This is a genomic window from Spongiimicrobium salis, from assembly GCF_043678055.1.
Lineage (GTDB): Bacteria > Bacteroidota > Bacteroidia > Flavobacteriales > Flavobacteriaceae > Spongiimicrobium > Spongiimicrobium salis.
Window position 1 is genome coordinate 326,866 of the sequence record NZ_JBHEQA010000001.1, and the last position, 13,412, is coordinate 340,277.

The following is a 13,412-nucleotide window of genomic DNA, read 5'->3' on the forward strand; positions in this document are numbered from 1 at the left end:
AAATAACTTGTCTTTTAGCTAAAAGAATTCGTCTATTTTCCATGAACGAAAATTATACAAACTTAATTTACAACGGCATAGAAATATGCCTTTCTGCTCAACTTATACTATTGGGGCTTTTAGAAATTGTTTCTAAACGAAAGCGAAATGTTACCTTAGGGGCCTTATGCCTCCTTTTTGCTTTTTCTTTTATTTATAATCTGTATTGGCCCCTCTTCAACAAAAATGTCCTCGCCAATATTATTTTGGCAGGGTACAAAAACCTATTCTATGCGCCCCTGATATTCCTTTATATTTATTTAGGAACGAAGCCTAAAGATGAAAAAAAGTTGTTCATTTATCATCTCTGTCTTCCATTCGTCCTGCATACCCTCTACCTTATTTTTAAATTTGCAAGTCCTACTTTTTATGCAGAGCATATTGTTTTACTCACTATGCCCATCAATATCACCATTGTACTTCTCCACCTTTTTTATTTGAGCCTATACAAGAGAACTTTTGACACCTTAAAAAAACAGTTCCCTTTAAAAGCCTTAGGCAAATATCGATGGTTTTACCTAGGACTTAACGGCTATCTGCTATTGAGCGGATTTCAAACTTTATTGTTCGCTCTAGTGCCTATAGGCAATCTTTCGGACGTTTTCCTGCGGATGAACGAATACATCAATCAGCCATTATCACTGATTGTCTCTGCTGCATTTATTGTATTTACACTGACAGAGTCCGAAAAGGCCAAAAGTTTGCTTTTTCCCAAAAGAAGTGTCAAAAAACCGCTCCAACCTATTGATCTTTCGTCTGCACAGAATTTTATTCAATCCAAAATCATTCAAGAAAAAGGCTATACCTTACCCGACTTTGAGTTAGTACATTTATTTAAGAAAGAAGGTGTTCATGAAAAACACATTCAGGAGTATTTGAAAATCACTTATGGAAAAACCTTAAAAGATTTTATTATTTCGCAGCGCATCAATGAATTCAAGGAGCTGCTTTTTAAAGAAGAGTGTGCCAATTATAAGATTGAAAGTATTGCTGAAATGGCCGGATTTAATTCACGTTCCACGTTCTACAGGAATTTCAAGAAAATAGAAGGCATGTCTCCCCTGGACTATATTAGCCTAAAAAAATAAATTCGGCCAAGCTCCTCCGAAATAGGTTGATCCTACTATTTCTCAAGGATGTTTTTTTTGGAACAAAAGTTGATTACATTGCTCTAGATTTCTAGGGAATCCCTTCTTTCTAAAAAACGTATGCTAAACGATAAAGGCTTAAGATGATTTTAAATTTTTGGAACAGTATACTTTTAGTAGGTATTATTCAAGGCGTCATTAGCTTTGTATTGCTGTACCGCAACTTAAGCAATGCCGCCGCAAATAGAATCTTGGCTTGGATCATTCTCCTTATTTCCATGGCCTGTTTGAATATCTTTTTGTTGGAAACCCTGCAAGACACTTCTACGCTTTGGAATATCATTGAGGCCGTTTTCCCGCTTGTGATTATTATGCCCATAGGCCCCTTACTCTATTTTTATTGTAGGGCTCTATTACATCCCAATTTTTCATGGAATACAAAAAGGAAACTTCATTTTCTTCCAATTCTTCTTGACCTTATTCCCTATTTAACTGCTGTTGTTTACATTATTGGCGTACTTCTCGGTGCTGTTAATCCAAATAATAATACGCAATGGGGCAATTTTATTGATGACTATTCAAAGTTTGTGGATATTCCAAGGTGGATATCCCTTAGTATATACCTTGGCCTTCTTCGTCGAATCTTACAAGGAGTCCCCAAGCAGATTCAACAAAGTAAATCTTATGCTTGGACAAAACAACTTCTTTATGGTTTTTCCATATTCCAAATCCTATGGTTGTTACACCTTATTCTCTATATTCTTCCCTACACATCCAATATTTTATTGCGGGAAGTAGGCTGGTATCCAATTTATGTGTCCCTTATGGTGATGGTCTATTGGCTAGGCATCAAGGGGTATTTTGTGGGACATCTTGCTGGGATAAAACCTGTGAACTCCGTGAACAAGAAACTCATTCAACCTACAATGAAAACCTTAGAGATTGCCATGTTGGAGGAACGCTTATTTTTAAACCCCTCCCTTAAACTTCAGCATATTGCTAAACACACGGGAATTTCACAAAAAGTAATTTCTGGTGTATTGAACCAGCATCTACACAAAGGCTTTAATGAATATGTAAATGAGTTTAGAGTTGAAGAGTTAAAAAAACGGCTCTTGGATCCGGAATATCAACATTTGACCATTACGGGCATTGCCTTGGAATGCGGCTTTAATTCCCAAGCCACCTTTCAACGTAGTTTTAAATTAATGACCAAACAATCGCCACGGGAATACCGCGAGACTCATCTCCGAAAAGAGGCATAAAATACTACTCAAATCTAGATTTGAATAGATTATAGGTCATTGTAACCATTTATTTGTCAAAAAAAATAGAAGACCAATGTATTTGACATGTAAAGGCTACTCTTTTATAGTAATGGTGCTATGTATCGCATTCTCCCTTACTGGAATTCATGCCCAAAAAAAAAGACAGAAAAAGCAATCTCTATATCAAAGAGCAACTACAAGAAATTTCAACAGACTGGATAGCATAAAAGGACAACTTACCCCTTTACGTACTAGCTATGATGTTACTTTTTATGATCTAGATGTGGAAATCAATCCTAAAAAAGAAACTATTGACGGAGTTTCCAACATTCATTTTAAAGTCCTTCAACCTACCCATAAAATTCAAATTGATTTGTACAAAAAATTATCTATTGAAAAAATCCTATGGAATGGGGTTCCTCTAAGTTTTAGTCGGGAACACAGTGCTGTATATGTTCGTTTTCCAAATATACTTCCACTTGGCAGTACGCACACCATAGAAGTATGGTACGGAGGCCATCCTTTAGACCCTAACCTCGATATTCCGTATTACGCAGGTTTTGTCTGGGATAAAGACCGGAATAAAAACTATTATGCCCAGGCCATTTGTCAAGGCAACGGGGCACATGGATGGTGGCCCAATAAAGATCATCTTTCCGATGAGCCCGATAGTAGTGCCGTTCGCATTAGCTTGCCCTCCCATTTAAAAGCCATCTCCAATGGCCGCCTGCAAGAACAAATTCCTCTCGGAAATGGAAAGACCCAATACCATTGGAAAACCACCTATCCGATCAACAACTATAATATTACCCTAAATATTGGAGATTACATCCATATGACCGATACCTATCCGGGAAGTGAAAACATTACTTTGGATTATTACGTACTCCCTGCAGATTCCACTAAGGCAAAAAAAGCATTTAAAATTGTAAAACCCATGTTGGAAATCTATGAAAACCTCTTTGGTCCCTATCCATTTCCAAGAGATGGGGTAAAACTCATACAAACTCCTCATCCCATGGAACATCAAAGTGCTGTGGCATTAGGCAATGACTTTGATCAAAGTTTAATTTTACATGAAATGGCACACGAATGGTGGGGCAATAGCTTAAGCTGCACGGATATGGCCGAATTCTGGATCCACGAGGCCTTCGCCACTTACGCTGTATCCCTATTTTTAGAAAAACACTATGGTCTTGAAAAAAGAGATAGGTCCTTAGATATTTCCCGCAATGAAGTCATGGGAAAACACCCCCTTCTTGGGGCATTCGGTGTGAATCATGTGCATTATGACTTGGAAGATATTTACAGTAAAGGACGACTAATGCTTCATACGCTGCGGAGTGCCATCAACAATGATTCTTTATGGTTCTCTATTCTAAAAGGACTTCAGGAGACCTTTAAACACCAATCTATCACTACTGCGGCTATTGTGCAATACATCAACCAAAAAACAAAGATAGATTACACCCCTTTTTTTAAGCAATACTTAAACCATACCACCCTGCCCAAACTTCAAATGGAAGCCTATTCGGAAAATGGAACCCCAATGCTTAAATACAAATGGATTGCCGATGAAGTTGCTTTTAGCATGCCCATAAAAGTGTTTCTGGGAGCAGATAGGGCGCCTTATCTTTTTCCAACCACCACTTGGCAAAAAATGGAATTGCCGAATATCCCCTTGGAAGACATTCAAGTGGATGGGAACAATTTCTATGTTGATGTGGATTACGGGGAACAGATTACCCAAAAAAAAGCGATGCTGCTCACCGGTATCTATTCCCCAAAAATCAAGCCCTCCAAAAAGCTCAGTATCACTGAAGAAAATGGCCAATTTTTTATGCAGGAAAAAAAGAAATGGAAAGCTCCGCTTTACTTCAAAAACAATACAGAAGTGTTGGTAAAGGGCCTTAACCCCCTAACCACCTTACGATTTATTAGAAATAAAGATGGCGTGGTTACCAAAATCATATCGAATCAAGCAGGAGAAAGCTATGAATTAATAAAATTAAATTGACTGTGATGACACCTGATTCTGTTACGCCGCCAAAACAAAACGCTATTTATATTTCTTTTTAAAGCCTAAGGGGGTCATTCCTGTCCTTTGTTTGAATACTTTGGAAAAATAGGCATAATCTTCATATCCCAACAATATGGCAATAGTTGATAGGGTATTTCCAGAATGAACAATAAGGCGCTTGGCCTCCAGAAAAACACGATCGGCAATCAATTCCGTAGTGGTTTTGTTTAAAGTGGTTTTTACAATTCTGTTCAAATGTTTTGGTGTTATATGTAGTTGATCTGCATAAAAGGCGGCTGATTTTTCGGTTTTATATGCGCTTTCTATAGCTTTTTCCAATGCATTCAACGTTTCCAGATATGTTGTCGATGTTTTACGTTCTACAGGCTCCATATTTCCATAAATACGGGCCAAATCAATATAGCTAAGGTCAACAAGACTTACTAGCTTTTGCCTTTTGTAAGGGGCGCTTCTTCCATATTCCCTATAAATCTCTTGAAATCGGTGTTCAATAGGCTGGATTTCCATTGAAGTCAGGCTGAGATTTGGTGGGTTCTTAGGGGAATAATAGAAGGGAAATTGGGAAAGCTGTTTGTTCGAAAAATAGAACTCATAAAAACTTTGGGTATGAAAAAAAATATAGCCCTCGGGAGTATCTTCAAAGGTCCAACAATGGGTTTGCCCTGGGCGCAAAAAGAAAACACTACCCGGTTCCACAGGATAATGGTCAAAATCAATTTCATGAACACCGGAACCTTTGGAAAAAAACACGCAAAGAAAAAAATCATGGGAATGGGGCTTGTATACTATTTTGTTGTTTTTACGTAGATGCAAGGCAAGGTCATTGCAATAAAAATCTTCCAAAGTCTCTTCATGCTCAAATTGATCGATATGTAAAATAGGTATTTGCCTCATATGTCCTAAAAGTACAAAAAATAGCGTGTTCTATAGAATAAAAAAGGCAATGTCTCATATTATCTTTGTCTTATAATTACAATTATTTAAAATAACGATAGGAGCTTTTAAAACGAATTATACAATAACATTCATTCTAAAATATCGAAGGTTATGAAATTTCTAAAAGGAACAAAAATATACAGTATTCTCACGGGTAGTTGTCCGGTATGTCATAATGAATCCATGTATGCAGGCCCCAAATCCTATCGTTTAATGGAAAATTTAAACATGCGGGAACGTTGCAGTTCTTGTCAAACAAAATATAAAATTGAGCCTTCCTTTTTCTATGGCGCTATGTATGTAAGTTATCCCGTAGGTCTTTTTTTCGCAGGGATCGCTTTTGTAATTTCTCATTTGATCTTAGATTTTGAACTGCTGACTTCATACTATATCATTGTGCTTGTGATGCTTCTTTTACTCCCGGTCATCCTAAGAGTATCGCGTAATATTTGGATCAACTTTTTCATGAGCTACGGCAAACCAAAACGAAAACGACAAAACCCTAAAGTGAAGGATTTGATGTCATAAACCAAAGCTTCATTTAGATTTGGAAGGATTAAAAATCAAGGGGATCAGAAAACATTGGGCAATAGCAATGATCACCGCTATTTGATCTGTGATTCCGTGAGAAGTTCCTGTCGCAAAAAAGATGGCCTGCAACGGAAGTGGACCGAGAATCACTACAGCTTTCATGGTATTTGAGCGATTCCAAGGAATTTGTACTGTCGGCAACTGTTGATCTTTCCTTATCATAAATAACACAAGGCCCAGAGCTATTATGGCTAAAGGGATAACGAAGGCGGCAATGGATACATGAATGTTCAAAGTATCTCCATGAAATGTACTATCCCCATTCTTTAGTATATCAAAAAGCAAATTTCCAAAACTATGGAGCCACCAAATACATAGTAATGCGTAAAAGATTCTCCTATTTTTAATCCAGTTAAAGGCGGTGAACAATCCAAAGTAGCCCATTAAAAACACAATCAAGATCAAATAATCCATAGTTAATCCTTTTCCCGAAAAAGGAATGCCATAATATTGCGTGCCCCATTGGTAAGATTTTCCATCAAATAGTGCGCGCAAAAAAGGGAGCCAGGTCGTCAAAAAAGTGAAACTGATGATTAAGGACAATAGGTTGAACACCGTATTTCTTTTACGTATTGCAACTGGTTTTTTCATAATGATGTTAGTTTTATTACTATTCATAAGATATCATTATGACTTCTTGGATTCCCAGCTGTTACAGTCTTGGGGCGAAAAGGGTCTATTTGTGGCGAATGGCCATCATTTGCTTGACTAAGGGGTTGTAGGACCTGGAAACCGGGATAGGGGAACTAATATTGGAAAGGTATAATTTCTGTTGATGCCCTTCTCCTTTTGCTTTAATTACCGCATCCAAATGCACCATATAGGAACGGTGACAACGGACTACCGCTTCGGCTTCCAATTTGGAAGCCAAGGTTTTCATCGTAGTGCGAAGCAACTGTTTTTGCAGATGCCCGTTCATCATATAAAATACGGCCACATAATTATCTTGGGCTTCCATATAGCGCAACTCATGCAAGGGAAATGAAATGGATTCCTTCCCATTATCGGACATTAAAACAATCATTCTTTTTTTTGATATGCCCGATTCGGATTTCCTTAAAAGATCCTCATAAGTGTCTTTGGTGTTTCGATATAAAAAAAATAGAAAAGCGGCTCCAATGGGAATACTACTCATTAGGCCCACATCGCGTATAAAACCCAAGTAACTGCTCCAGGCCCAATCGTGAAAGTGTCCTAAAATATTATAGTAAATGTATATTGTAGTAGCCCCTAAAACAATGGTCAAAAGTGTATTTAAAAGTAGGGTACCCCTTGTTTTTTTTCGGAAGAGATAGGGTGCGATGAGGAATTCTGAAAGACAGAGCGTAAAACCGCCTATCAGTCCAAAACCAACGGATGCCCATAGAAAGTCCCATCGTATTTTATGTGTTGGATCGTAATTATTGACTCCAAATGGCTGAAAAACAAGCAAAAAAACAGGAATGAACAAGGTAACGGACAGAATGATGCCCCATTTCTGTTTTTTGGTTTCAAAAACGGTAATTGGCGTATTCCAAAAAGCTCTTCCTTCAATGCGCATTGGTATTCTTTTATCTTAGATGGCCTTACCTCCCTAAGATATAAAAAACCACTAAATTATTGTATTTTTAGACCTTGTCAACGCAATATCTTTTGGTTCTTATCGCCCTAAGAAAAATGTAATGTGAATCAACAGAGTACTCCATGAAAATCCCTTCTAAATTAAAAAGAATACTAAAAATTATGCTCATTACCGTCCTATCCGTCATTGGATTAATTGTCATTGTCACCCTTTTATTTGTGAACCTCAGCCCAGAATTTGGCGGAACTGCCACTAAGGCTCAAAAAATGAGCTATCAAAAATCAACAAACTATAAAGAGGGGAAATTTGTAAACAAGAACCCAGTACAGTTAGATATGAGCGCCCGGGATATGGGAAAAACCCTTTTGGAATTTTTCAGGCCTCAGAAATCCACTACACCAAAGGAAGATATTGCGGTGAAAAAAATTGATTCAGCGGCCTTTTCACAATATCAAGGAGCCACGCGATTGGTTTGGTTTGGGCATTCCACTTTTTTATTGCAAATGAATCAAAAAACAATTTTGATCGACCCTATGTTTGGCAAAGTCCCGGCACCGCACCCTTATTTGGGAGCCAACCGTTTCAGCAAGGAGCTTCCGCTGGAAGTAGAGAAAATTCCAAAGGTAGACGCCGTTGTACTATCACATGATCATTATGACCACCTTGATTATGGATCCATTAGAAAACTAAAGAACAAAGTGGCTTTCTTCTATACTCCTTTGGGTGTAGGCGTTCACTTAGAAGCCTGGGGAATTGAAAGAGAGCGGATCATAGAGCTGGATTGGTGGCAGGAAATTTCTTTGGAGGATTTGACTTTTATTTGTACTCCGGCACAACATTTTTCCGGTCGCGGATTAAATGACCGGGCCAATACCTTATGGAGTTCATGGGTAATTAAATCTGAGGAAGAACGCATTTTTTTTAGTGGAGATAGCGGGTATGCCGAGCATTTCAAGGAAATTGGTGATGCCTACGGCCCCTTTGATCTAGCTATGATGGAATGTGGACAGTACAATGAAAAGTGGTCCGATATCCATATGTTTCCTGAAGAAACAGCCCAAGCGGGAATAGATGTACGGGCAAAAAAAATACTTCCCATTCATTGGGGAGCCTTTAAACTGGCTATGCATTCGTGGACGGATCCTATTGAAAGAGTGTCCAAGAAAGCAAAAGCCCTCAACCTTCCCTTAATCGCACCGCGAATAGGAGAAGTTGTTTTGCTGGACAGTAAGCAAGCGCAAAACACAAAATGGTGGGATTAAGATCATAACAAACAAAAAAGCCATTTTCCATTTTTCTTAACTAAAGTCAAGGAGTATTCGTATCAGGAATTTTAATTTGCTACCATAACCCAATGCAACAATTTCAATATGAATCCCATAAAAAAAGCAGCAAGAACAGCTAGCCTTTACTATCTACTGGTTGCCTTATTCGGTGGATTTGCCCATTTTTCCGTTCGCTTACAGCTCATTGTACCAGATGATGCAAGGGCAACCGCTCATAACATTTTAACCTCAGAAGCCTTATTTCGTTACGGCTTTATGGCCGATATGGTGCAACTCACCTTTTTTACCCTATTATTACTTGCACTATACACCCTTTTTAAAACAGTCCATCCGGGATATGCAAGAGCAATGTTTACCCTTGCCTTATTAGGTGTCCCCATTGCCGCCCTGAATATGCTACATCAATACGCTGTTTTATTTTTGATCGAGGATGCATCGTATTTGGAAGCCTTTGGGGAAGATCAACGTTATGCCCTTTCCCTCTTCCTTTTGGAATTGCACGACATCGGATATGCCATTGCGCACATCTTTTTTGGCCTATGGCTCTACCCTTTAGGATATTTGGTATATCGTTCTGGTTTTTTCCCAAAGTTTATTGGGGTATGCTTAATGATTGCGCCCTTAGGGTATCTGTCTCATGTGATTTTGGGCTTTGTGCTACCCAAATCCCATCCTTATACCGAATTCGCGGCCTTGTTTTCAGGAATCGTAGAAATGCTATTTATGATTTCCTTATTGGTTTTGGGGTTCAAGAAAACATCGGGAAATCTGAATCTCAGCTCTTGAGCAGTATTCTTCTTCGTATACGACTTAGGGATTCTGGCGTAATTCCAAGATAACTTGCCAACTGATATTGGGGTACGCGTTCAACGAGTCCGGGTCGCTCCTTGATCAAAATAGCATAACGCTCTTCCGGGGATTTCATGATATAGGTTGCCAGCAGTTCTTCATAACTTTCAAAATATTCACTAGAGAGTACACGGCAAAGGGATTCAAATTTTGGAAACCGCTTAAAAAAATCTGCTTCAGCTGAAAAATCTCCAAGCGTCAAGGTGGTATCCTCCTCACATATTAAATAGTATTTGGATGGTTTCATGGGGATACCGCTAATTCCATATTCCTCCGTATAAAAAAAAGTGGTACGTTCTTCTCCATCCACTAGATAATATTGCCGCACCAAGCCCCTTAAATTGAAATAACAACGCTCAGCAATTTCGCCTTCGCGAAGCAGTATTGTGCCTTTTTTAAAGGTGACAATCGGTATTTCTTCTTCCACCGCTCTTTTTTCTTCCTCAGTTAAGGAGGTATAGCGAGAAATATAGCGTACTAAAGGGTTTTCCATTTCCAAGGTTTCTACTTCTTAATATACTACAATTGCATAGAATACCAAAAACAATAGTTGTTGTCCTAGGGTACTACTGCTATCTATTTTGGTTGTTTTCTGTCAAAATTTCGGAGGAAGCAAAACCTTTAACGAGAAGCCAAAAACTTAAAAAGAGTTCATTTAATCCCATTGGAAGATAAAAGCCGATATTTCTGGAGTATCCCAGCGCCTCCATGACCAAACCTATCCCCATTAGAACAACCGCTATAATTCCCCAAATAGGGATAAATTTAGGGACTAACGCCATTTTAAAAAGACCATAGTAGAAGGCTAGGGCTCCGAAAGCCAGAACCAACGCCAAAAAGATAAAACTTCCATGATAGTCGGCTATAATCATTGCCCCAAGCGTGGTTAAGGTATCTACATTTTCTATTTGAGACTTGCCTATGGCTGACAAGGTCAACATATGAACTCCATTGATGGCAATAATAGCACATTTAATAGAGCGAATGCCAACATACCATATTGCTATCTTTATATTCTCCGTATTAAAAATAGGGTACATCAACACCGCAATTCCCACAACCCCAAGCCCACAGAGCAACTGTAAAAGAACTGCAATTACAATAGCCGTAGTGCGATCAGAAACACCCAAAGGGAAATTAGGGCTTAAGAACAATTCTTGCAGGATACCATCTCCTATACTATAGGTAAAAGTGGTTGCAATAAACAAAGCCCCTACCCATATTGCCGTTTTTCGCATTGCCCTCATTTCTTTTCATTTTTAGAATATTTACCTTTTAAATGTAGGCAACCTATAGGGTTCATCTCATTGACTTATGTTAAGAAATATCTTTTTTCGTTTTAAAAGTAAAAGTATTCCCATGATACAATACCCTACACTTTTCAGGGCATACCAAAAGGTAAACTGATAAAAATCGCCAGAGGGAACACCACTGGAGTCAATACGAATAATGATATTTAACAGCACACGTAAGACACCATAACAAAGTATCATAATGCCCCAATAGGTAATGGCTTTCTGAATATTGGCATTGGGTTTCCAATAACAATACAGAAACGGACTCATCAATAGGACACCTATAAGCATTGGATAGAATACTCCGATGAATAGGTAATTGAACATTTTGATCAAAAGAGGTATAAAACTAAAAACAAATACCTTTTCATATACATTGTACGATCGTAGAGCATCCAATACTTTCATTGTGCAAGTTGTTTAAAGATATGATGTATAAATTGTGTACAAGAAGCCAAGTATTCAAAATTGACGGTAGCATAAGTATCCGTAGGTTTATGGAGATGTGGTGTAGAATCCCCTTCCTCTTCAAATACGGCAATCGTATGAAATCCTGCAGCGGTAAACTGTCTATTGTCTGAAGCCCCTCCTCCCACTACTTCAAAGGGAATGCGGGATTCATCTGCCGTCTTGGTATACAACTCCTCCAGAAAAGGAGCGGGGGATTGCAGGGTAATGGCTTTATCACCATCATTGTCCCAACCTATTAAATCAAAAATGTGGGCCGAATGTATCTTTCGTTTTGTATTTTTCAGCAGCTTTACATAAGCTCCACTGCCTACCTCATTATCTTCTTCCTGATCAAATAATACAATGAGAAAATTGACTTTTCGTTCTTTAAGCAAGGTTAATTTGTTGGCGATGGCCAAGCAGAGTGCTACTCCAGAAGCATTATCTATGGCTCCCGGACAATCCCGTTCAGAATCGTAATGAGCTCCAAAAAGTACATATTCTTCACTGGGAATCGTTGCCGGTAATACCGCCGCTACATTGACCCCTTTCATTGGCCCCATAAGCAAATCCAGAAAGGGATTGCCGTTGGTAGCTTTATATCGGTGGTTTTCCAATTGCCAATGTATTCCCTTGAGGTATTGGGATAAATACTCCACGGTTAAATCCCGTTCCCTAGGGGAAGCCCTTTGCGCTAAATAAATCTCATTTTTCAATGGACGTTCTCCTGTTAATTTGGCTATAATTTGCTGTTGTAACGGTATCCATTCCGAGCCTACTATGGAATCCTGGGCACAGCCCATACATGAAAACAACAGAAAAAAAACAATATGGATTACCTTTGATAAAACTCCCATGTTATTCTCCTTTAAGTTGTGCTGTTTTCCACTGTACCCATTGTCGTAAGGTCCCTTTCAATACATTATCTCCCTGAGAGCCGTTGCTCAACATCACCATTCCGCTTTGGTGTTCAAAATCCAAAAAGAAAGCAGATTCCCAACCTGTATTGGACCCGGCATGCCCTTTCACCGTAATGGCACCGAAGGGATATATAATATAACCCAATCCATAATTGCCATTGCTCAAAGGAACCGGGGTACGCATCTCTTCCATGCTTTTGCGGCTTACAATGCTATTTTCCTGTAAACTGGCATGAGCGAATAGCAACAAATCTTCCAAGGTAGTATGTAAGCCTGCTGCCGCTTGAGCGGTAAAACGTTCTAGATATACTTCTTTGCCTTCTTCATCATAGGGTTTTGCTGAATTTTTAAGAATCTTCCCATCTATATGGAAGCTAGAGTTTTTCATCTTTAAAGGATCAAAAATTTCTTGTTGCATATAGGTGGCAAACGAAGTTTCGGTAACCTCTTCAATAAGTAATTGTAATAGGGTATACCCTCCTCCAGAATATTTGAATTTTGTTTGTGGGGCAATAATCACTTCCACTGGCTCATTGGCACGTACATCGCCATTGACTCCATCCAAAGAGGCTTCCAGTGTTGGCAGGGTTTGATCGGGATGGAATCCCGGGTATCCGTGAACCGATATTCCTCCCGTATGACTCAACAAACTTCGAACCGTAATCTTCTTTTTATCAAATTCAGTTTCTGGCAGTTTCCATCTACGGATATAAATCTCAATAGGGGCATCCAAATCAACCTTTCCTTTTTCCACAAGCTTCAGTATCCCCCAAGCGGTAAACATCTTGGAAATAGAACCAATATTAAAGCCTGTTTTTTCAGTAACCGTTATCTGTTTTTCCCGATCGGCCCATCCTATTCCCTCTTTGTACACTACTTTACCTTTATCGATTATGGCAATAGCCGCTCCCGGAACATTTTTCTCTTTCATTCTTTTGGTCAAACTTTCCTCCAGGGTCTTGGTAAAGGTATCAATGGTCATTTTGCTATCTTTTTGCGCATAGGAAATTGAAGCGGTCAATAGCAACATCAACACGAGATATTTTTTCATAATGATTGTTTAAGGTTCGTAATTGAAACAAACATAT

14 protein-coding genes are annotated in these 13,412 nt (G+C 38.7%); 6 read left to right on the plus strand and 8 right to left on the minus strand.

The window, feature by feature from the left end; translation table 11 throughout:
• Positions 1 to 41 precede the first annotated feature (41 nt).
• From ACEXOE_RS01555 to ACEXOE_RS01565, 3 genes are all read left to right on the plus strand, one after another.
• The gene (locus ACEXOE_RS01555; protein WP_394746964.1) at positions 42 to 1,127 is read left to right on the plus strand and encodes a helix-turn-helix domain-containing protein; all 1,086 of its coding nucleotides are present in this window, start codon (positions 42 to 44) and stop codon (positions 1,125 to 1,127) included.
• Between the two features lie 143 nt (positions 1,128 to 1,270).
• Positions 1,271 to 2,392: a helix-turn-helix domain-containing protein gene (locus ACEXOE_RS01560; RefSeq protein WP_394746965.1), complete on the plus strand. Its 1,122-nt coding sequence runs from the start codon at positions 1,271 to 1,273 to the stop codon at positions 2,390 to 2,392.
• Between the two features lie 76 nt (positions 2,393 to 2,468).
• Positions 2,469 to 4,412 carry a M1 family metallopeptidase gene (locus ACEXOE_RS01565; RefSeq protein ID WP_394746966.1) on the plus strand — a complete coding sequence of 648 codons (1,944 nt, stop codon included), beginning with the start codon at positions 2,469 to 2,471 and terminating at the stop codon, positions 4,410 to 4,412.
• A 42-nt stretch (positions 4,413 to 4,454) separates the two neighbouring features.
• On the opposite strand, the gene ACEXOE_RS01570 is transcribed toward ACEXOE_RS01565, so the two are convergent.
• On the minus strand, positions 4,455 to 5,330 hold the full coding sequence (locus ACEXOE_RS01570; protein WP_394746967.1) for an AraC family transcriptional regulator: 876 nt from the start codon (positions 5,328 to 5,330) through the stop codon (positions 4,455 to 4,457).
• A 153-nt stretch (positions 5,331 to 5,483) separates the two neighbouring features.
• Here ACEXOE_RS01570 and ACEXOE_RS01575 point away from each other — a divergent pair, with 153 nt between their 5' ends.
• The gene (locus ACEXOE_RS01575) at positions 5,484 to 5,900 is read left to right on the plus strand and encodes a DUF983 domain-containing protein (RefSeq protein WP_394746968.1); all 417 of its coding nucleotides are present in this window, start codon (positions 5,484 to 5,486) and stop codon (positions 5,898 to 5,900) included.
• Between the two features lie 9 nt (positions 5,901 to 5,909).
• On the opposite strand, the gene ACEXOE_RS01580 is transcribed toward ACEXOE_RS01575, so the two are convergent.
• Complete coding sequence (locus tag ACEXOE_RS01580; protein WP_394746969.1) at positions 5,910 to 6,554, minus strand: hypothetical protein; 645 nt, start codon at positions 6,552 to 6,554, stop codon at positions 5,910 to 5,912.
• An 85-nt stretch (positions 6,555 to 6,639) separates the two neighbouring features.
• Positions 6,640 to 7,503 (minus strand): LytR/AlgR family response regulator transcription factor, encoded by an 864-nt coding sequence (locus ACEXOE_RS01585; RefSeq protein WP_394746970.1) that lies wholly within the window; start codon positions 7,501 to 7,503, stop codon positions 6,640 to 6,642.
• A 143-nt stretch (positions 7,504 to 7,646) separates the two neighbouring features.
• Here ACEXOE_RS01585 and ACEXOE_RS01590 point away from each other — a divergent pair, with 143 nt between their 5' ends.
• Entirely contained in the window at positions 7,647 to 8,786 is a 1,140-nt protein-coding gene (locus tag ACEXOE_RS01590) for an MBL fold metallo-hydrolase (RefSeq protein WP_394746971.1), read from the plus strand.
• A 108-nt stretch (positions 8,787 to 8,894) separates the two neighbouring features.
• A complete protein-coding gene (locus ACEXOE_RS01595; RefSeq protein ID WP_394746972.1) occupies positions 8,895 to 9,596 on the plus strand; it encodes a DUF4386 domain-containing protein in 702 nt (233 codons plus the stop codon).
• Here the strand turns inward: ACEXOE_RS01595 and ACEXOE_RS01600 are convergent.
• The 5 genes from ACEXOE_RS01600 to ACEXOE_RS01620 all read right to left on the minus strand — a co-directional run bounded on the left by ACEXOE_RS01600 (position 9,586) and on the right by ACEXOE_RS01620 (position 13,375).
• Positions 9,586 to 10,152 (minus strand): Crp/Fnr family transcriptional regulator, encoded by a 567-nt coding sequence (locus ACEXOE_RS01600; protein WP_394746973.1) that lies wholly within the window; start codon positions 10,150 to 10,152, stop codon positions 9,586 to 9,588. The genes ACEXOE_RS01595 and ACEXOE_RS01600 overlap by 11 nt on opposite strands.
• 79 nt (positions 10,153 to 10,231) lie before the next feature.
• The gene (locus ACEXOE_RS01605; RefSeq protein WP_394746974.1) at positions 10,232 to 10,906 is read right to left on the minus strand and encodes a DUF4386 domain-containing protein; all 675 of its coding nucleotides are present in this window, start codon (positions 10,904 to 10,906) and stop codon (positions 10,232 to 10,234) included.
• A 57-nt stretch (positions 10,907 to 10,963) separates the two neighbouring features.
• Positions 10,964 to 11,362 (minus strand): hypothetical protein, encoded by a 399-nt coding sequence (locus ACEXOE_RS01610; RefSeq protein ID WP_394746975.1) that lies wholly within the window; start codon positions 11,360 to 11,362, stop codon positions 10,964 to 10,966.
• On the minus strand, positions 11,359 to 12,261 hold the full coding sequence (locus tag ACEXOE_RS01615) for a M28 family metallopeptidase (RefSeq protein WP_394746976.1): 903 nt from the start codon (positions 12,259 to 12,261) through the stop codon (positions 11,359 to 11,361). Before ACEXOE_RS01615 ends, ACEXOE_RS01610 begins: the two co-directional genes overlap by 4 nt.
• Before the next feature lies 1 nt (position 12,262).
• Complete coding sequence (locus ACEXOE_RS01620; protein WP_394746977.1) at positions 12,263 to 13,375, minus strand: serine hydrolase domain-containing protein; 1,113 nt, start codon at positions 13,373 to 13,375, stop codon at positions 12,263 to 12,265.
• Positions 13,376 to 13,412 lie beyond the last annotated feature (37 nt).